Origin of the sequence: Gracilibacillus halotolerans (genome assembly GCF_014206945.1) — a bacterium.
GTDB lineage: Bacteria > Bacillota > Bacilli > Bacillales > Amphibacillaceae > Gracilibacillus > Gracilibacillus halotolerans.
The window spans coordinates 15,546-34,524 of sequence record NZ_JACHON010000024.1 but is presented as its reverse complement, the minus strand read 5'-3'; the positions used below and the strand labels follow the sequence as shown (position 1 = coordinate 34,524).

Genomic DNA, 18,979 nt, shown 5'->3' with positions numbered 1-18,979 from the left:
AACACCAAGATTCGGGGGGTGGCAAGTTTTTTGCATTTAAAGACTATTAAACCAAGGTTTTAACAAGTTTTTACTATAAAACTTTTGACAATACGGTACGTGAAAAGGGGGTATAAAAATGACAAGTACCTATAGCTTGAACGATAGGATTTTCAATATAACATATAAAATACTAGGTAAAGCATATAATAGGTAAAAACGTTAGTTATCGTAGCGGTATATAACAAAGCAGGTGAAGCGATGGTAACGCAGGATAAAAAGGTTATTATTGTTGAAGGTAGGACGGATAAAGTAAAGGTTGAAAAGTTAATAAAAGAAGAAGTCGATATTGTATGTACGAATGGAACAATTGGAGTGGATCGAATAGAGGATATGATCGAAGTATTTCATATGGATGATCGAGAAGTTTATATTCTTGTCGATGAGGATAAAGCAGGAAAAAAGCTACGTAAGCAATTATCCTTTGAAATACCGCATGCTCGACATATTTATATTGATAAAGCATTTAGAGAAGTTGCTGCCACACCGGAAGCAGAATTAGCGGGTGTGCTTGCTGCATCACGGATTCATATAGATCCTTATTATTTATAATTCTTACGCAATCTAACAAGCTATACTAATTACAAGGAGTAATTGCTAGATGAATGAACTAACAAACGAACAACTCGATGAAATAATGAAAACAGAACATAAACAACTTATATATGTTTACACTCCTTTTTGTGCGACATGCCAACTAGCTGAAAAAATGTTGAGGTATGTTTCAGAAATGAAAAAAGAAATTCCAATTAAAAAAATGAATGCTTCTTTTTTTCCCGAGTTTATGCAAGAACACCAAATTGAAAGTGTTCCAGCACTTATCCAGGTCCATAACGGAGTTGTACAGTATAAAATGTACGCATTTGAATCGGTAACAAATATCTTCGAAAAGATAGATACTTGGCAAAATGCGAGTAATCGCTAGTATATGGTGGTATTTTGCTCTAATCGTTCAATCGTTCCGATAAGCCTTTTGTCATTTTTCGAAACTATGTTTTAATCCTTTCTTTCGTGGAATATGGTAATTGGCGGTGGTAATTCACCGTGCTATAATGTTCTTGTTACTAAAAGAAAGGATGATTCTTTATTAACGACCATAAGTTACATCTAGACTACACACCGGAAATGGAGAAAGCCATGCAGCAGTCACACGGCGTTGGCTATGAAGAGTATAGCCGTCAACTGAATGAACGCCTGAAGGTCGAAAAAGAACGAGAAATGGATTATAAAAAAGGTCAAATCGCGATTTTGGAAATTGAACAATCAGTTTACAGATAATAAACGAAGACAACCGTCAATGGCGGTTGTCTTTATATATAATGAGGATGGGACAGAATTATTTAATCATACTGCAAACCGAACGATTCGTTAGAATCAGTTCTGTTTGTATGCTTTTTATAATTACTTCGCTAAAACACTTCGCTTTCCGCAGGCAACGCCTCAACTAATTACAAAAGTTCAATTGAAAACGTATAGGATGTTCGGCTAATATTGCAACGTCCTGTTGCAACGCCGAACTGAATTACATCCTGTAATCCCTCGGCTGTTGCTTTCCTGCAGGAGTCTACGTGTTTTTGCTGCGTAATTTATATTTCGTTTTTTAATTGTTCGCCTTTAATATTGTAAGGTTTAGTTATTTCCTCGCCTCTCAATTTATGCGAACGCATTTAGGAATCATATACGTATTCTGTCTTAGCACCTTATATATAATGAAGAATTTATTTTATAGGATATTACATAGTGCAATATGTTTAAGGAGCTACAACCTTAACATTCGATAAGTAATGGTAAAACATGATATAATAGCACAGAATTTGATAGTGGTTAGACCCTAGATTAAAATAATTATAATTTAGGAGTTGATTATACTTTCTAAATAGTATAAGATTGTAATGAGAATAGATTGAGAATGAACTTCATTCCACTACAAATTTAACAATGCATATTAAATATTGGAGGTATGTATGATGGCAGGATCAACTTTAGAGATTAAAGATCTTCATGTTGAAATCGAAGGTCTGGAAATATTAAAGGGAGTAAATTTAACAATTAAAGGTGGCGAATTCCATGCAATAATGGGGCCAAACGGTACTGGTAAGTCTACATTGGCTTCTGCAATTATGGGTCACCCTAAATATGAAGTTACGCAAGGACAAATTCTTCTTGATGGAGAAGACGTACTAGAAATGGAAGTAGACGAACGTGCACAAGCAGGTCTATTCCTAGCAATGCAGTATCCAAGTGAAGTTAGTGGTGTAACAACATCTGATTTCTTACGTACTGCGATTAATGCACATCGTGAAGAAGGTGACGAAATTCAATTAATGCCATTTATTAAAGAAATGGATAAAACATTGGATTTCCTAGAGATTGATAAAAACATGGCTCAGCGTTATCTTAACGAAGGATTCTCTGGTGGAGAGAAAAAACGTAACGAAATTCTTCAATTAATGATGCTTAAGCCAGCGATTGCGATTCTAGATGAAATTGATTCAGGATTAGACATCGACGCTCTTAAAGTGGTAGCAAACGGTATTAATGAGATGCGCAGTGATAGTTTTGGATGCTTAATGATCACACACTATCAGCGTTTACTAGAGTATATTACTCCAGACCATGTACACGTTATGATGCAAGGACGCGTTGTTAAATCTGGTGGTCCAGAATTAGCACAACGCCTAGAAGCAGAAGGTTATGAGTGGATTAAAGAAGAACTAGGAATTGAAGACGAAACTGTAGGAAATAACGCATAAGTTAGGAGGTATTGTATGTCTGTGGAAACGAAGCTACCATATGACCAGGATTACGTAAGTTCATTTTCAGATAAAAGAAATGAACCTAATTGGATGAAAGAAATTCGTTTAAAAGGATTAGAGCTTGCGGATCGCTTAGAAATGCCTAGACCTGATAAGACGAATATTACACGTTGGAATTTTGAAGACTTTAAGCATAGTGTAGATGGTGATAAAATCACTTCAGCTAATGAACTACCAGATGCTATTCAAGCATTTTTAGATACTGACAAAGAAAATAAGAATATTGTAGTACAGCGTAATAACTCAGTTGCGTATGCATCTTTATCTTCTGAACTTAAGGATAAAGGAGTTATTTTAACGGATATTGCAACAGCACTAAAAGAACATAGTGATTTAGTGGAAAAATATTATATGAAAGATGCTGTTCAAATTGATGAGCATCGTCTAACTGCACTTCATGCAGCACTAATGAACGGTGGGGTATTTGTTTACGTACCAAAAAACGTTCAAGTAGAAGAACCACTTCAAGCTGTATTCTGGCAAGAAGATAAGGAGGCTGCAACATTTAACCATGTTATTGTTGTAGCAGATGAAAATAGTTCTTTAACATATGTAGAGAATTATATTTCTCATAATGATAATGAAAAAGCAGTAGCTAATATTGTGGCAGAAGTAATTGCGCATGATAATGCATCTATCACTTTCGGTTCTGTTGATAATTTTGCTGCAGGTACAACTGTATATGTTAACCGCCGCGGAGTTGCTTACCGTGATGCAAAGATCGAATGGAACCTTGGACAAATGAATGACGGTAATACTGCTTCCGAGAACGTAACTCATCTAATCGGTGATAATTCATTCTCTTATGCGAAAACAGTTTCTGTTGGACGCGGTAGTCAAATTCAAAACTTTACAGCAAGAATTGTTAACCATGGTAAAAATTCTAATGGACTCATCTTACAACACGGTGTTATGAAAGAAAAATCCACTGGAATCTTTAACGGTATCGGTAAAATCGAACATGGTGCGACAAAAGCAAATGCTGAACAAGAATCCCGTGTATTAATGCTAAGTGAAGGATCTCGTGGAGATGCAAACCCAATTCTTCTTATTGACGAAGATGATGTTACTGCAGGACACGCAGCTTCAGTTGGACGTGTAGATCCATTACAGCTTTACTATTTAATGAGCCGCGGAATCTCACAAGAGGAAGCAGAACGACTCATTATCTTTGGATTCTTAGCTCCAGTTGTAAATGAAATTCCTATTGAGGCTGTTAAAAATCAATTAACAGAGGTTATTGAAAGGAAAGTATATTAATGGACATTCAAGCTATTCGCGAGCAATTTCCAATACTTAATCAAGAAGTAAATGGACATCCTCTTGTATACTTGGATTCTGCTGCAACTTCCCAAAAGCCACTTCAAGTTATTGAGGCGATAGAAAATTATTACAAAAATAATAATTCAAACGTCCATCGAGGAGTGCACACTCTGGGAAATCGTGCAACAGACCAGTATGAAGGTGCTCGTGAAAAAGTGAAGCAGTTCATTGGTGCCAATTCCGTACAAGAAATTATATTCACTAGAGGTACAACAACCTCACTTAACACGGTTGCTTATGGGTATGCTCGTCACTTTCTAAAAGAAGGTGATGAGATTATCATCACCCAGATGGAGCACCATAGTAATATTATCCCTTGGCAGCAAGCAGCTAAATATACTGGAGCAACACTCAAGTATATTCCATTAGCTGAAGATGGCACGGTAACAATCGACGCTGTGAAAGAAACCGTCACTAGCAATACTAAAATTGTCGCTATTGCACATGTTTCAAACGTGCTTGGAGCAGTGAATCCAATTAAGGAAATTGCAGAAATCGCTCATCAGAATGGTGCGATTCTTGTAGTAGACGGTGCACAAAGTGTGCCACATATGAAAGTAAATGTTCAGGACTTAGATTGTGATTTTTATGCATTCTCTGGTCATAAAATGTGTGGACCAACAGGAATTGGTGTACTGTATGGAAAAAAAGCATTGCTAGAAAAAATGGAACCTGTAGAGTTTGGCGGAGAGATGATTGACTTTGTAGACTTATATGACTCTACATGGAAAGAACTCCCGTGGAAATTCGAAGGTGGTACACCTGTTATTGCGGGTGCGATTGGTTTAGGAGCTGCAATTGATTTTCTAGAAGAGATTGGCCTAGATAAGATTACCGAGCACGAAAACCAATTAGTACATTATGCACAGCAAAAACTCTCTGAAATAGATGGACTAACGATTTATGGTCCAGAAAAGAGAGCAGGTTTAGTCACTTTTAATATTGACGGTGTTCACCCTCACGATACAGCAACTGTTTTAGATGCAGAAGGTATTGCAGTGCGTGCAGGTCATCACTGTGCACAACCATTGATGAAATGGCTTCAGTGTACAGCAACAGCTCGAGCAAGCTTTTATTTATACAATGATGAAAAAGACGTAGATCGACTAGTAGAAGGACTCAATCGAGCGAAGGAGTATTTTGGCGATGTCTTTTGATAATTTAGACACATTATATCGACAAGTCATAATGGATCATTATAAAAATCCCCGCAATCGTGGAAAATTAGATGATGATTCTGTTACAATAGATATGAACAACCCCACTTGTGGGGATCGCATTGAACTTTCTCTTGCTTTGGAGGAAGGGAAAGTAAAAGATGCGAAATTCGAAGGAGAAGGTTGCTCGATTAGTATGTCTTCTGCTTCAATGATGACCCAAGCAATTAAAGGAAAAACGTTAGACGAAGTACTACAAATGTCTGATATTTTTTCAAATATGATGCTGGGTAAAGATGTAGATGAGATTGATATAGATTTAGGCGATATTGAGGCATTGCAAGGCGTTTCCAAATTCCCAGCGCGTATTAAATGTGCGACGCTTGCGTGGAAAGCAGCAGAAAAAGCTGTTGGAGAAGAACGCTAAGCTACCAATGCCTAATCCTAATTAGGAGGTATTTAAATGGCGAAGAAAGCACCTGAAATAGGCGAATATAAATATGGCTTCCATGACCGCGACATTTCTATCTTCCGTACAGAAAAAGGTCTAACTGAAAATATTGTTAGAGAAATTTCTAATATGAAGAATGAGCCGGAATGGATGTTAGAATACCGCTTAAAGTCATTGGAACAATTCTATAAAAAACCAATGCCACAGTGGGGCGGAGATTTATCTGAACTAGACTTTGATGAAATTACGTATTACGTAAAACCATCTGAACGTTCTGAGCGTTCTTGGGATGAGGTACCTGAGGAAATTAAACGTACGTTTGATCGTTTAGGTATCCCAGAAGCAGAGCAAAAATATCTAGCTGGTGTTTCTGCACAATACGAATCTGAAGTTGTGTATCACAACTTAAAAGAAGATCTAGAAGATTTAGGAATTATCTTCAAGGATACAGACACTGCTTTACAAGAAAACGAAGATCTTTTCAAAGAATACTTCGGTAAAGTAGTTCCTGCAGCAGACAATAAGTTCTCTGCACTAAACTCAGCAGTATGGTCTGGTGGATCCTTTATTTACGTACCAAAAGGTGTTAAAGCTGATACACCTTTACAAGCATACTTCCGTATTAACTCTGAAAATATGGGGCAGTTTGAGCGTACACTAATTATTGTAGATGAAGGCGCATCTGTTCATTATGTAGAAGGATGTACAGCACCAACGTATACAACAAACTCACTACACAGTGCGGTTGTTGAAATTATCGTTAAAAAAGATGCATACTGCCGTTACACAACAATCCAAAACTGGGCGAACAACGTCTACAACCTTGTTACGAAGCGTGCAACTGTTGAAGCTAACGGAACAATGGAATGGATTGACGGTAACATCGGATCTAAATTAACGATGAAATATCCATCTATCTTACTAACAGGTGAAGGCGCACGTGGTATGACACTTTCCATCGCGTTTGCTGGTAAAGGACAACACCAACACGCAGGTGCGAAAATGTATCACCTAGCACCAAGAACTTCATCAACGATTATTTCTAAATCTATGTCTAGAGGTGGAGGAAAAGTAACATATCTAGGAAAAGTACACTTCGGCCGTAAAGCAGAAGGTGCACGTTCTAATATTGAGTGTGATACGCTTATCTTAGATAACCTATCTACTTCTGATACGATTCCGTATAACGAAATCTTGAACGATAACATCTCATTAGAGCACGAAGCGAAAGTTTCGAAAGTTTCTGAAGAACAACTATTCTATCTAATGAGCCGTGGTCTTTCTGAAGAAGAAGCTACCGAAATGATCGTAATGGGCTTTATCGAGCCATTCACAAAAGAACTTCCAATGGAGTATGCGGTGGAAATGAACCGCCTCATAAGCTTCGAAATGGAAGGATCTATCGGTTAATATACAAAAAATCCTTATCACAGCAAGTTGTGGTAAGGATTTTTTATTTCTCTTTATTTGGTAACTTAATAAATTCTAGATTTCCTATTTTTAAAGCGAACTAGTTATTTCAACTCCTTTATGGTAAAATTGCCATAAATAACTATTTTTTATAGAAAGTAATCAAATATAATCTCAATTAAAATTGATGTTAGGGAGTGGGATATGAGTAGAGAGGATATGTGGAATGCCGTTACATATGATAATAAATTTAACTTCGTTTCAGAATATGGAAAAAGTGTAATTGATTTATTGTCTCCAAATTCAGAAGAAAAGATTCTAGATTTAGGTTGCGGGACTGGTGATTTGACGTATGAGATATCAAAAACAGGCGTTAAAGTTACAGGAATGGATGCATCTCCTCAGATGATTAAAAAGGCACAACAAAAATACGCGGATATTCCGTTTATAGTTGGTAACGGAGAAGATTTTTATATCGAAGAAACATTTGACGCTGTATTCTCGAATGCTGCTCTTCATTGGATGAAGAACGCAGAGAATGTAGTACAATCTGTCAATAAAGTATTAAGACATGATGGGCGCTTTGTAGCAGAGTTTGGAGGAAGGGGAAACATCGCAACTATTAAACAAGGAATTAAACATGTTTTGGAAGAGATACACGGAATAGATAGTACGTCTCGAAATCCATGGTATTTTCCAAGTATAGGAGAGTATAGTGCATTATTAGAGAATAATGGCTTTGAAGTAGCTTATGCGAGGCTTTATGATCGACCGACGGAATTTCCGGATGGAGATCAGGGGTTATATCATTTCCTTGACCAATTTGCAGATAGTTTTTTCTATGATCTCTCCTCAGATGAAAAATGTATAGTATATAAACAAATAAAGACGTTTATAGAGCCTGATTTATATAAAGACGGAAAATGGATTGCAGATTATCGAAGACTTCAAATGGTAGCTGTGAAAAAATCTTAAATTCTTATAATCACATTAATGATACGCATAAAAAATGGGATTGGATAATTAGAGCTATATTTATCGCATTCTTTTTCACTTTATTAATCATTTACTCGATAAATAACTCTTTGATTACGACAATAATTCTGCAACCTTGGTTAATTATAATTATTTTCATTTTCACTTCTGGTGTAACAAGAGGTTTATTGAAACTTTTACAGAGTTAACTCGTATATATTAAATAAGCATAGAATTATAGAATACATATAAGATAATTATTTAAATGAAAGTTATGGATTTTGTAGAGCCAGTTAATTTTAAGGAGGATTCAATTGAAAAAAGTCGCACTATTTTCCGTCAGTTTTATTTTAGTATTTATACTACTGCAACTTCTATCTGGACTGTTCTTTACACTTACGTATACCCCTGACTTAACAGGAATTATGAGTGCTGGTTATGCTCAAGAGACAACTATAATAACTAGACAACAATCCATCATGCCATCATTACTAATGGCTGTGCTGGCCGCTCCAATTGCTTATTTTATAATGAAAAAAGTAACTTGGGTATGGAGCAGTGCCAAATAATTCAATAAATAATTAGCGTATGAACATGCAATTCATCCTGAAATTTAAAAACATCGTCTTCAGACTATAACAATCTTTTAGCTCTCTTCATTAGAAGGGAGCTCTTTTAATTTCTCCTACTTTTCTTAAAAAGTGTCATCAAAACGGTGGTTTTTGTAATTTCATGCAAAAATCTTTTTGGATTGGTAACACTAAGCTCAGTAACTCATTAGGAGGTATTATAAAATTGGCAGATAAAAGTGAAAAAAAATCAATTTTTAAACGATGGTGGTTTTGGTTATTAGCAATAATAATCGTTATCGCAATTGCCACTAGTGGTGGAGACGATGAAGTAGTAGAAGAAGATCAAGTAGAACAGGAAAATGCAGCAGAACAAGAAAATAACGAAGTAACTCCGGATGAAGATGAAGAAGAGGTTACTGAGAATGAGCCAGAAGAGGAAGAGCCTGCGGAAGAAACCAACGATACAGCTGCAGGTATTGAACCTGGGACATATAAAGTGGGAGAAGAATTAGATGCTGGAGAATATTTAGTGATAGCTGATTCGATGACTTATATTGAGAGCTCCTCTGACAGTACAGGTTCACTAGAGAGCATTATTTTTAATTTAAATCTTTATTCAGACTCACACGCATACATTACGTTAAATGATGGTGAGTATTTTAAGTTACAAGGTGGAACAGCCTATCCAGTCACTGAGGCACCTTCTATACAACCAGATGATGGTGTGTATCGAAATGGGATGTATAAGGTCGGAGAAGACATTCCAGCAGGTGAATATAAGGTTCTACTCGATGAGTCTGCTTCGATGGGAATGGGATATATAGAGGTAAGCACCGATAGTCGTCATGATTTAGGAAGTATCGTAACAAATGATAATCCACAGGCAGATACCTATATAACTGTAGAGGATGGCCAATATTTAACATTGCAAGATATGTATATTGACACAAACTAATTAATAGTAATAAAACGGAGATTGGAAAAATCGTCCGGAAATCTATATAATGAAGAAGAGTCCAGCATATGGGCTCTTCTTTTTCTCGGAATTTATCAATATTATGTATAGATACAAAGCAGTTAATTATAAGTTTTCCAATTGTTACATAACAAATAGTATAGTACAACAAGAAGGATAATTTTATTTAGGGTAGGGATGCAATTGATATTAATACTAATATGCCTATTAGTTGGCTTAACAGCAGGTCTAATAGGAAGCATAGTCGGTTTAGGTGGAGGAGTTATCTTAGTTCCAGCTTTATTAATACTTTACGAATTAACACCAATGTTTGACTGGGCAACTGCTAGTACGGTCGCAGCTTTATCTTTAGTAGTAATTATATTTACAGCTGCATCCTCCACATATTCTTATACAAAGCAAAAACGAGTCGATTACAAAATAGGAATATATTTTCTTGCAGGAAGCTTACCTGCAGGTTTAATAGGAGCATGGCTTAATCAATTTGTAAATACAGAGGTTTTCTCTGTTTCCTTAGGCTTTGTAATGTTAGCTATATTTGTCATTTTTATGCTTCGGAAGAAATATCAATCTACAGGTACGCCTAGGCGGAAACCAAAGGAAAATCATATTGTCAGAAATTATACACTTAAAGATATCGAATATGAGTACAGCTTTTCACCAATTGGAGCAGCAGCTGTTTCATTTGTGGTGGGTTTAATGTCTGGTTTTTTTGGAATTGGTGGCGGGTCTTTAATGGTTCCAGCTATGATTTTACTTTATCATATACCTACGCAGATAGCAGCAGCAACTTCGATGTTTTTAATCTTAGTCACTAGTTTTGCTAGCTCAATTATGCATATTTCACTTGGACATATTGAATGGCAATATGTTTGGCCGTTTATACCTGGTGCGTGGCTAGGAGGGATGCTAGGTGCAAAAATTAGCAGTCGTCTTTCCAATAATGCAGTAGAAACCATGTTGAAGATTGTGCTACTTATCATTGGTATACGTTTAATTTGGCAAGGCTTGTTATAGAGAGGGGATATCCTTCGTGAAAGAGAAAATACATATCTTTTATTCAAACGATTTACATAGTAATTTTGAGAATTGGTCAAAAATTACTCATTTTATGAAAAAGCAGCGATTTATGTATCAGGAGAAAAAGGAAGATCATTATTTCGTAGACATCGGGGACCATGTTGATCGCTCACATCCAATAGCTGAAGCATTCAGAGGAGGGGCGAACGTTCAGTTATTGAATGAAGCAGAGTACGATGTTGTTACAATTGGTAACAATGAAGGAATTACGTTAGAGTATGAGGATTTATACGGGTTATATGATGACGCTTCTTTTCAAGTAACTGTTGCTAATTTGAGTGCTAGTGAGTCGGAGCAACCAAAATGGCTACAATCGAAAATTACAAAAATTTCAGACTCGGGATTAAGGATTACATTTTTTGGCTTAACGGCTCCTTTTACACCTTATTACGAGCCGCTTGGATGGAACATAGATTCCCCAATCGAATATTTAAAGAAAAATATTATGAAAATGAAAGAAAATAGTGATATCGTTATTTTTCTTTCTCATCTCGGTTTGCCAGAGGATGAACGGATTGCAGAGCAATTTCCTGAGATAGATGTAATTATTGGCGGACATACACATCATGTATTAAAGAATAATTATACGCATAACGGTGTTTTAATGACTGCTGCTGGTAAATTTGGTAGCTATGTTGGTGAAGTCCATTTAACTTGGGACCATACTACTGATGGCTTGATTAAAAAGGAAGCATTTATTAGTGAGACAGTACATATGGAAGAGGATAAAGAAACAGTAAAAAGTATCGATAAGTGGCATAACTTGGCTTTAGAAAAATTAGCAACACCTATAACTACTTTAGATGAAAAACTAGAGATTGATTGGTATACTACTACGCCATTGATGGAAATGTTAACAAAAAGGCTAAAAGATTGGGTAAATGCTGATATTGCTATGCTCAATGCAGGATTGATTTTGGAGGGTTTGCCAAAAGGAAAGGTCACCTATGGAGATATCCATCGCATATGTCCTCATCCTATAAATCCATGTACGACCGAGTTAAGAGGAATCGAAATAATGGAAATAGTGAGAGGTGCATATGATCCTAAGCTTATTCATTTACAGTTAATTGGATTTGGATTTAGAGGTAAAGTTATAGGTAAATTTATTTTTGATGGATTACAAATTGATTCTGAAGTCGGTGACGATGGAATCGAACGAGTTAGAGAAGTCAGCTTCCAAGGAGAACCTTTAGATATGAATCGAACGTATCGTTTTGTAACAGCAGATATGTTTAATTTTGGTCAAATGTTTCCTGAGATAGTAAGAGCGCAAAGCAAAACATTACACCTACCAGATTTTCTTCGAAATGTATTGGCGGATGCCTTAAGAAATTATCAGTGAAATTAGCACATATCCTTTACTTGATGCATAGCTTTGTAGGGAAAGGGGTGTGCGTTTCATGATGGAAGTTAAGCCTTTATGGATAGAGAACTATCCTTTTACAGCGATTAGGGTTGCATTACCTAAGACAAACTTACTCGTTATAACAAATGAAATTGGTTATGTGATGTGTGGTGCCTTAGATGTAGATTTGTTAAATGACAAATTAAAAGACAGAGGTGTCATTGCTGGAAGAGCAGTCGGTGTAAAAACTCTCGATGATTTATTACATGCTAAGTTAAATAAAGTGACCTTAGAAGCACAGAAGAAATATGGCTGGAGAGAAGGTATGGACATTAAGGAAGCTCTTGTCGCGCTTGGTAGTGCAGAAGATGAATTATTACATTAAATAACGAGGGATTGCACCTCTTGTTTGTACATTTTTGAATGAGTAGGAATGGATGGTTCATTTGAACTTGTCCATTCCTATCTATTTTTCATCAATCTGTGTCATTTTGACAATTTAACTACAAAATAGGTAAAATTACGAATTAACCTTTACTTAACGTAATATTTATTTTAAGATGAATAGTAGCATAATACGACATAAACTGATATAAAAATACTATTACATTAGAAATAGGTGTGTTTTATGAGATTAATTCCTACTTCCTTGTTAAAGGAAGGGGCCGAACTGGCTAAACCAATCTATGACAGTTTCGGTAGAATACTCGTTCAGAAAAATATGAAATTAACGAAAAGCATGATTTCAAGGCTCCAAGTTGGTGGAGTCACTTATGTATACATACGTGATGAATTTACAGACGATATTATAGTCGAACCATTGATAGAAGAGGAATATCGGCAAGAAGCCATCTTAAAAATTAAAAATGTATTTGATACTTTTCAACCGGAGGATATTCATAAGACAACCTATCTATTAGATTCCGCCGCTCATACCGTTTATGATTTGGCAAAGGATCTTATTACGGAATTAGATAAGAAACAGGAAGCAATCCAATTTCTATCTGATATCCTGGTTGTAGATGATTATGTGTTCACTCATTCATTGAATGTGTCCATGTATACGTTAGTACTAGCTAAGAAATTAGGTCTAAATGAAAAGGAAGTCGAATCCTTAGGTGTTGGTGCTTTACTACATGATATCGGAAAGATATTTATTCCTTCATCTGTTTTAAATAAACCTTCTCGTTTAACGGACGATGAATTTGAATTGGTTAAGGCACATACAGAATATGGGTATGATCTTTTAAGAAAGCAGCCTCAGTTTCCAATGGTTGTGGCTCATTGTGCTTACCAACATCATGAGAGAATAGATGGTTCCGGTTATCCAAGAGGATTACACGGTAATGAAATCCATTCATTTGGGAAAATAATTGGCGTGGCAGATGTATTCGACGCTATGACAAGTAATCGGGTATACCGAGATGCAATGCTTCCACATGACGCTATGGAGGTACTTTACGGTGGAGCAGACATTAAATTTGAGAAGCATATGGTAGAACAGTTTAAGCAATCCATCGCTTTATATCCAAATGGTTTAACAGTGCTATTAAGTGATGGCCGAAAAGGGATAGTTACTCGACAACATCCTCACTTATTTCACCGTCCTGTAGTACGCATTATAGAAGAAGAGGGGCAGGAAGTAAGTCCTTACGATGTCGACCTAGCAAAAATATTAAATGTAATGATCATAGATACTGGGCAGCTTAATTTAATGATGAAATAATTTTATCTCTAAAAACCCTACCTTGTACATATACATTATGACAAGGGGGGATTTTTCATGAGAAGACGGGGAAAATTCAATCAGCGTATTGGTTCACCTCCTTTTCACCAAATGCTAATGATTACATTTCTAATTTTTACTATATTTATGGTCCTAAGTATAGTTATTGTTAATGAAGGAATAAAACCAGCACTTATGGAAATTGCAAAAGTCAGAGTAGCTCAAATAGCAAATCAAGCGATGGGGATTGCAGTAAGTAAAAAAATAAATGAAGATTTAGAAGCTGGAGATATAATCCAATTTCAGACGGATGAAAATGGGCGAGTGGAACACTATATCTTTAATTCGGTGGCGGAAAATCGGGTTCAGCGAAATGTGCAGTATCGAGTGGAAAACTTTTTACAGCTTCTAGAAGAAGGGGAACGCCCAGAAACAGGAGCTCCTATAGAAATTGAAATGGAGCTAGATCCTTCCGAAAAGAAGCTAATTGATGAGATACGCAAAAGGGGTTTACTCGTGGAAATTCCATTAGGCCAGGCTGTTGGTTTACCTGTCTTGGCTAACTTGGGGCCGAAAATCCCTGTTAAAATAGAGGTTATTGGTGCAGTTGGAACGGAAGTAACAAGTAGAATAGTTGAAACAGGCATAAATGGAGCTTTGGTAGAGGTTAACGTACATATTGAGATCGAGATGCAAGTAGTTATTCCTTTTGCTACCGAGCCATACGCTATCGAACAAGATATTCCGATAACAAAAATGTATCATCCAGGGGAAGTTCCTTACTACTATCATGACGGAACGGGGGACTCTAACTTATCACTTCCAATCAATCCAGATCTAAATCCAAATTGAGATATATGTTAAATAAATTGTTAGAAAATTCTTGATTTATTTATACCAACTTTTATGATACATTCATATAATAGATAATTTATTTTTAAAAGAGGAGGGATTTCTATTGAATGAGAGATCACAGTGGGGAACGCGGCTAGGCTTTTTACTTGCAGCAATTGGTTCAGCTGTAGGATTGGGTAATATATGGCGTTTCCCAGCTACCGCATATGAGAATGGTGGTGGAGCATTCTTTATCCCTTATTTATTTGCATTACTTACGGCAGGAATTCCAATCTTAATCATGGAATTCACTATCGGAAATAAATATCGTAGTTCTGCTCCAAGAAGTTTTTCGAAAATCAGTAAAGGGATGGAATGGATTGGTTGGTGGCAAGTATTAATTTCTTTTGTTATTTCAACCTACTATCCAATTATTATCGCTTGGTCTTTAATGTTCGCCTATTATTCATTTGGTACAAAATGGGGAGCAGACACAAGTTCATTCTTTTTTAATGATTTCTTAAGTATGACAGATCCGGGAAGTTTTGGTTCGATTGTACCTAACGTTTTAATTCCACTCCTTATTGTGTGGACAATTGTATTCTTTATTATGGGGAAAGGTGTAAAGAAGGGTATTGAGATAGCGAACCGTATCTTTATACCAACGTTAATGATTATCTTTTTAATCATCGTAATCTGTGCTGTTACATTACCTGGTGCGTTAGAAGGTTTAAATGCTTTCTTTGAACCTAATTGGGAAAGTATTATGGACGGTAGTGTATGGGTTGCAGCGTATGGGCAAATCTTTTTTAGTTTATCCATTGCTTTTGCAATTATGATTACTTATTCTTCTTACCTACCTAAGAAATCGGACATCACAAATAACGCTTTTATAACCGGTTTTGCTAACTCTTCCTTTGAACTGTTAGCTGGTATTGGTGTTTTTGCTATTCTAGGATTTATGGCTCTACAGTCTGGTTCATCAATAGACGAAGTGGTCACGAGTGGAGTAGGATTGGCGTTTGTTGTTTTCCCTGAAATAATAAGTCAAATGCCAGCATCAAGTTTATTCGGTATTTTATTCTTTGTATCGTTATTTTTAGCAGGAATTTCATCCATGATTTCTATCACAGAGACGTATATCGCAGGGGTTCAGGAGAAATTCTCCTTATCTCGTGGTAAAGCGATTCTATTCGGAGCGGGCCTATCGTTTATCATATCTTTATTTTATGCAACACAAGGTGGACTCGTACTATTAGATACTGTCGATTATTTCATCAACAATTATGGTGTGGCTCTTGCGGGTCTATTTGAAGTAGTGGCGATTGCGTGGTTTGCAAGAATACTTAAAGACTTACAAAATCATGCTGACGGCCAATCAGCGATTAAGCTAGGCTGGTGGTGGAGACTCTCAATAGGTGTTATCACACCAGTTGTACTAGGTTATATGATGCTTCAAAATTTAAGAAATGATCTTGAAATCCCATATGAAGGATATCCTCTTGATTTCTTGTTTAACTTTGGTTGGTTACTTGCGATTGGGGTTATGTTCATTGGTGCTTTACTTACTACTAAAAAATGGCCTTCAAAAGACCATGAGGCGTAAGGAGGTTCGTCCATATGTCAGTTAGTGCAATTGTTATGATGGTTTTAGGAATGGTTATTATTTGGGGTGGCCTTATAGCAAGTATCGTGTATGCAAAAGTCTCAAAATAAAGATAGGTTCAGGCAAATACGGAACACCGTATTTGCCTGTATTTATGAAGAGACCTACTGTTAATTAATATTTTAGTCGCTTTCTCTCTCCCATTTCCTTAAGTGTGGATAGGGATCGAATGACCATTCTTTACTACCGTCAAATTTATAAATCCCATAATGTAAATGCGGCGGGAATTTCCCAGAAGTTCCTGGTGGCCCATAGCCTGTCGAACCGACGGAACCAACCACTTGACCAGGTTCCACTACATCGCCAACCTCGAGATCATCAGCAAATCCATTTAAATGAGCATAATAGTGATATCGATTATATTTGTCACGGATCCCGATTCTCCAGCCACCATATTTATTCCATCCTTTCAATTCAACAACTCCATAGGTTGTGGATCGAACTGGTGTCCCATAATCAGCAAATATATCCGTTCCTTCATGTATTCGGCGCCCACCAAAACCACGGGCATCTCCCCAAGTGTTTTTATAACTATAATTATATTGCTTCGGTATAGGAAAAGAGTTTGTATCTAAATGTAAACGTTGATACGTCTTAAATAATTTAGCGATACTTTTAATGGTTAATAAAGATTGCTCATGCTGATATATATTCCAAATAGCCGTATGGATGTCTTGCTCTGTGTATCCATTGGACGAAATATAAGAAGCGATTGTATACAGTGTGTCTAATTCGCTATTAGGGTCCGCAATCCCGTCTCCGTCACCATCTTTGCCTATCCCATTAAAGATCTCTAATACCTTTGGTGAAACGGGAGTGTGCAAGAAAGTTCCATACCATAGCTCTTTAGGTAACTGAATATGGATGGACTTATCCTCGTCTTTATCGTCATGGATATTACTTTCAAACTGATTAATTGCTGCTAAGTAATACCATGGAACATGCGTTAATGCCTCTATTTGCTTGAATTGATTGATTTTAATTTGCTCTTCTTTGTCCACATTTTCTTCTGCGTATGCTATAGTAGTAAATGAGAAAAAAAGTATACAAATAATTGGCAGATACCGTGAAACCACCGAAATATACCTCCTTGCCAAGATAACGAAATACAAAAATTATCGATTTGCTTGCTGATAATACAATTGCTTATTAAAGAATTATCCGAGATTAGTTTAGGTGAATGAGTAATATTTATACTGGAAATATATTGAGTAAAAGGTAATAGAAAAGGTGTGGACATATGATTGAAATACATGGCCATTTGTATGAGATTATTAAAGATTATCGGGATGGGTTTGAAGAAACAGCATTCCAAGAAAGATTTTCGGATGTGTTAAGTAAATATGATTTTATTGTCGGTGATTGGGGTTATGATCAGCTACGCTTGAAAGGATTTTACGACGATCAAAATCCGAAATCGACATATGAAACAAAAATAAGTACGCTTGAAGATTATTTGTATGAATATTGTAATTTTGGTTGTGCTTATTTTGTCGTAAAACGAGTTACTAAATAAATAGCGCTTTTTTTATACGAACAGATAGGAGTGAGGTAGTTCCTATCTGTTTTTTACGTCAAAAACAAGGAATCAGATTAGAAAGGCCAGGAGTTGTTGAAATTTATTCAAATTACTCTTTTGCATTCTATGATAAAATGAAGATAGTTCCTAATATGAAGAAATCGCACATTCACACTTATCAGATAGGAGACATGCTGTATGTATTTTGTGGATCAACAAGAAATAAATAAAACGATTGATTTTTTTGACGAATTAGTGGATTTATATAAAAGTAATTCTTTACAAACAGAAATTGAAAAAATTGCAATGGAACGACTTATTCATCTTATGATTGAAACTATTCTAGATACAGGAAATATGCTCATTGATGGATTCATCATGCGAGACCCAGGAAGTTATGTAGACATTATTCACATATTAGTCGACGAGCAAGTTATACCTGAATCGGACACAAAAGCTTATGAAGAGCTAATTGCCTTAAGAAGAATGGTAGTAGTGGATTATAAAACAATCGATCATGCTCACTTAATAGAAGTCATGAATAACCACTTAGATGTTTATGCTACCTTCTCACAACGAGTTAGAGATTTTTTACCACAGGAAACAATTGTAGCAAATACTTTTATTAATCCTAAAGATAGTTAACCATAGGAAAGAGGGCTGACTTATGAATCAACTGTCTAACTGGAGACGGATATTATGGGTGAGTTCGGGGACTGTCAGCTTAGCTATTGGAGCAATTGGTATAGTCGTTCCAATATTACCAACTACTCCGCTTATAATCTTAGCTGCTTTCTGTTTTGGTAAAGGGTCTCCAGCATTACATCAATTGCTCATTAGCAATCGCTATTTTGGACACTATATTAAAGATTATCAGGAAGGTAAAGGTGTGCCATTACACATTAAGTTCACAGCAGTCTTTCTCGTGTGGACAAGTGTTCTATTTTCACTGTTGGTAATACCCCTTTTAGCAGTAAAATTATTCATGACTGCATTAGCTATTTTCTTATCGATATTTATTTTTACTTCACCTTTGTTGAAGGAAAAGTAATAACTGAATTCTGAATAAAAAAGAACTATCCCTAGT

23 protein-coding genes are annotated in these 18,979 nt (G+C 36.1%); 22 read left to right on the top strand and 1 reads right to left on the bottom strand.

Going from position 1 to position 18,979, the window contains the following annotated elements; translation table 11 throughout:
• Positions 1–240: 240 nt before the first annotated feature.
• The 19 genes from GGQ92_RS14805 (at position 241) to GGQ92_RS14715 (ending at position 16,423) form a co-directional block, all read left to right on the top strand.
• Complete coding sequence (locus GGQ92_RS14805; protein WP_184250745.1) at positions 241–591, top strand: toprim domain-containing protein; 351 nt, start codon at positions 241–243, stop codon at positions 589–591.
• A gap of 49 nt (positions 592–640) precedes the next feature.
• Positions 641–964, top strand: coding sequence for a thioredoxin family protein (locus GGQ92_RS14800; protein ID WP_184250742.1), 324 nt, complete (start codon positions 641–643; stop codon positions 962–964).
• A 200-nt stretch (positions 965–1,164) separates the two neighbouring features.
• Entirely contained in the window at positions 1,165–1,317 is a 153-nt protein-coding gene (locus GGQ92_RS14795; protein ID WP_246384520.1) for a YuzK family famiily protein, read from the top strand.
• 689 nt (positions 1,318–2,006) lie between these two features.
• Positions 2,007–2,792, top strand: coding sequence for a Fe-S cluster assembly ATPase SufC (gene sufC, locus GGQ92_RS14790; protein WP_184250739.1), 786 nt, complete (start codon positions 2,007–2,009; stop codon positions 2,790–2,792).
• A 15-nt stretch (positions 2,793–2,807) separates the two neighbouring features.
• Complete coding sequence (gene sufD, locus GGQ92_RS14785) at positions 2,808–4,115, top strand: Fe-S cluster assembly protein SufD (protein ID WP_184250736.1); 1,308 nt, start codon at positions 2,808–2,810, stop codon at positions 4,113–4,115.
• Positions 4,115–5,335, top strand: a complete 1,221-nt coding sequence (locus GGQ92_RS14780) for a cysteine desulfurase (RefSeq protein WP_184250733.1) — start codon at positions 4,115–4,117, stop codon at positions 5,333–5,335. The genes sufD and GGQ92_RS14780 overlap by 1 nt, the downstream gene beginning before the upstream one ends.
• Positions 5,325–5,762 (top strand): Fe-S cluster assembly sulfur transfer protein SufU, encoded by a 438-nt coding sequence (gene sufU, locus GGQ92_RS14775; RefSeq protein WP_184250730.1) that lies wholly within the window; start codon positions 5,325–5,327, stop codon positions 5,760–5,762. The genes GGQ92_RS14780 and sufU overlap by 11 nt, the downstream gene beginning before the upstream one ends.
• Before the next feature lie 36 nt (positions 5,763–5,798).
• Complete coding sequence (gene sufB / locus GGQ92_RS14770) at positions 5,799–7,196, top strand: Fe-S cluster assembly protein SufB (protein WP_184250727.1); 1,398 nt, start codon at positions 5,799–5,801, stop codon at positions 7,194–7,196.
• Between the two features lie 204 nt (positions 7,197–7,400).
• Positions 7,401–8,171 (top strand): class I SAM-dependent methyltransferase, encoded by a 771-nt coding sequence (locus tag GGQ92_RS14765; RefSeq protein ID WP_184250724.1) that lies wholly within the window; start codon positions 7,401–7,403, stop codon positions 8,169–8,171.
• A complete protein-coding gene (locus GGQ92_RS16730; protein WP_184250721.1) occupies positions 8,120–8,380 on the top strand; it encodes a DUF4181 domain-containing protein in 261 nt (86 codons plus the stop codon). The genes GGQ92_RS14765 and GGQ92_RS16730 overlap by 52 nt, the downstream gene beginning before the upstream one ends.
• Positions 8,381–8,485: 105 nt before the next feature.
• Positions 8,486–8,740 (top strand): hypothetical protein, encoded by a 255-nt coding sequence (locus GGQ92_RS14755; protein WP_184250718.1) that lies wholly within the window; start codon positions 8,486–8,488, stop codon positions 8,738–8,740.
• A gap of 226 nt (positions 8,741–8,966) precedes the next feature.
• Positions 8,967–9,698 carry an Rv1352/Rv1906c domain-containing protein gene (locus GGQ92_RS14750; RefSeq protein WP_184250715.1) on the top strand — a complete coding sequence of 244 codons (732 nt, stop codon included), beginning with the start codon at positions 8,967–8,969 and terminating at the stop codon, positions 9,696–9,698.
• A 204-nt stretch (positions 9,699–9,902) separates the two neighbouring features.
• Positions 9,903–10,736, top strand: coding sequence for a sulfite exporter TauE/SafE family protein (locus GGQ92_RS14745; protein ID WP_246384518.1), 834 nt, complete (start codon positions 9,903–9,905; stop codon positions 10,734–10,736).
• A gap of 16 nt (positions 10,737–10,752) precedes the next feature.
• Entirely contained in the window at positions 10,753–12,144 is a 1,392-nt protein-coding gene (locus GGQ92_RS16635) for a 5'-nucleotidase C-terminal domain-containing protein (RefSeq protein WP_184250713.1), read from the top strand.
• Positions 12,145–12,202: 58 nt separating this feature from the next.
• Positions 12,203–12,532 carry a YunC family protein gene (locus GGQ92_RS14735; protein ID WP_184250710.1) on the top strand — a complete coding sequence of 110 codons (330 nt, stop codon included), beginning with the start codon at positions 12,203–12,205 and terminating at the stop codon, positions 12,530–12,532.
• A gap of 243 nt (positions 12,533–12,775) precedes the next feature.
• Entirely contained in the window at positions 12,776–13,873 is a 1,098-nt protein-coding gene (locus GGQ92_RS14730; protein WP_184250707.1) for an HD-GYP domain-containing protein, read from the top strand.
• Positions 13,874–13,930: 57 nt separating this feature from the next.
• Positions 13,931–14,725, top strand: coding sequence for a sporulation protein YunB (gene yunB / locus GGQ92_RS14725; RefSeq protein ID WP_184250704.1), 795 nt, complete (start codon positions 13,931–13,933; stop codon positions 14,723–14,725).
• A gap of 106 nt (positions 14,726–14,831) precedes the next feature.
• Positions 14,832–16,313, top strand: coding sequence for a sodium-dependent transporter (locus tag GGQ92_RS14720; RefSeq protein ID WP_184250702.1), 1,482 nt, complete (start codon positions 14,832–14,834; stop codon positions 16,311–16,313).
• Between the two features lie 14 nt (positions 16,314–16,327).
• Positions 16,328–16,423 carry a methionine/alanine import family NSS transporter small subunit gene (locus GGQ92_RS14715; RefSeq protein ID WP_184250699.1) on the top strand — a complete coding sequence of 32 codons (96 nt, stop codon included), beginning with the start codon at positions 16,328–16,330 and terminating at the stop codon, positions 16,421–16,423.
• A 72-nt stretch (positions 16,424–16,495) separates the two neighbouring features.
• On the opposite strand, the gene GGQ92_RS14710 is transcribed toward GGQ92_RS14715, so the two are convergent.
• Positions 16,496–17,449, bottom strand: a complete 954-nt coding sequence (locus GGQ92_RS14710) for a M23 family metallopeptidase (RefSeq protein WP_343068848.1) — start codon at positions 17,447–17,449, stop codon at positions 16,496–16,498.
• Between the two features lie 164 nt (positions 17,450–17,613).
• On the opposite strand from GGQ92_RS14710, the gene GGQ92_RS14705 reads away from it, so the two are divergent.
• From GGQ92_RS14705 to GGQ92_RS14695, 3 genes are all read left to right on the top strand, one after another.
• Positions 17,614–17,889 carry a YutD family protein gene (locus GGQ92_RS14705; protein ID WP_184250696.1) on the top strand — a complete coding sequence of 92 codons (276 nt, stop codon included), beginning with the start codon at positions 17,614–17,616 and terminating at the stop codon, positions 17,887–17,889.
• A gap of 201 nt (positions 17,890–18,090) precedes the next feature.
• Positions 18,091–18,537 carry a DUF86 domain-containing protein gene (locus tag GGQ92_RS14700; RefSeq protein WP_184250693.1) on the top strand — a complete coding sequence of 149 codons (447 nt, stop codon included), beginning with the start codon at positions 18,091–18,093 and terminating at the stop codon, positions 18,535–18,537.
• Positions 18,538–18,559: 22 nt separating this feature from the next.
• Positions 18,560–18,943: a YbaN family protein gene (locus tag GGQ92_RS14695; protein ID WP_184250669.1), complete on the top strand. Its 384-nt coding sequence runs from the start codon at positions 18,560–18,562 to the stop codon at positions 18,941–18,943.
• Positions 18,944–18,979 lie beyond the last annotated feature (36 nt).

What these genes read in the sequence shown, in the direction of transcription:
- GGQ92_RS14805 (WP_184250745.1), top strand. Translation starts at nt 241, where the DNA reads ATGGTAACGCAGGATAAAAAGGTTATTATTGTTGAAGGTAGGACGGAT.
- GGQ92_RS14800 (WP_184250742.1), top strand. Translation starts at nt 641, where the DNA reads ATGAATGAACTAACAAACGAACAACTCGATGAAATAATGAAAACAGAA.
- GGQ92_RS14795 (WP_246384520.1), top strand. Translation starts at nt 1,165, where the DNA reads ATGGAGAAAGCCATGCAGCAGTCACACGGCGTTGGCTATGAAGAGTAT.
- sufC (WP_184250739.1), top strand. Translation starts at nt 2,007, where the DNA reads ATGGCAGGATCAACTTTAGAGATTAAAGATCTTCATGTTGAAATCGAA.
- sufD (WP_184250736.1), top strand. Translation starts at nt 2,808, where the DNA reads ATGTCTGTGGAAACGAAGCTACCATATGACCAGGATTACGTAAGTTCA.
- GGQ92_RS14780 (WP_184250733.1), top strand. Translation starts at nt 4,115, where the DNA reads ATGGACATTCAAGCTATTCGCGAGCAATTTCCAATACTTAATCAAGAA.
- sufU (WP_184250730.1), top strand. Translation starts at nt 5,325, where the DNA reads ATGTCTTTTGATAATTTAGACACATTATATCGACAAGTCATAATGGAT.
- sufB (WP_184250727.1), top strand. Translation starts at nt 5,799, where the DNA reads ATGGCGAAGAAAGCACCTGAAATAGGCGAATATAAATATGGCTTCCAT.
- GGQ92_RS14765 (WP_184250724.1), top strand. Translation starts at nt 7,401, where the DNA reads ATGAGTAGAGAGGATATGTGGAATGCCGTTACATATGATAATAAATTT.
- GGQ92_RS16730 (WP_184250721.1), top strand. Translation starts at nt 8,120, where the DNA reads ATGGATTGCAGATTATCGAAGACTTCAAATGGTAGCTGTGAAAAAATC.
- GGQ92_RS14735 (WP_184250710.1), top strand. Translation starts at nt 12,203, where the DNA reads ATGATGGAAGTTAAGCCTTTATGGATAGAGAACTATCCTTTTACAGCG.
- GGQ92_RS14730 (WP_184250707.1), top strand. Translation starts at nt 12,776, where the DNA reads ATGAGATTAATTCCTACTTCCTTGTTAAAGGAAGGGGCCGAACTGGCT.
- yunB (WP_184250704.1), top strand. Translation starts at nt 13,931, where the DNA reads ATGAGAAGACGGGGAAAATTCAATCAGCGTATTGGTTCACCTCCTTTT.
- GGQ92_RS14715 (WP_184250699.1), top strand. Translation starts at nt 16,328, where the DNA reads ATGTCAGTTAGTGCAATTGTTATGATGGTTTTAGGAATGGTTATTATT.
- GGQ92_RS14705 (WP_184250696.1), top strand. Translation starts at nt 17,614, where the DNA reads ATGATTGAAATACATGGCCATTTGTATGAGATTATTAAAGATTATCGG.
- GGQ92_RS14700 (WP_184250693.1), top strand. Translation starts at nt 18,091, where the DNA reads ATGTATTTTGTGGATCAACAAGAAATAAATAAAACGATTGATTTTTTT.
- GGQ92_RS14695 (WP_184250669.1), top strand. Translation starts at nt 18,560, where the DNA reads ATGAATCAACTGTCTAACTGGAGACGGATATTATGGGTGAGTTCGGGG.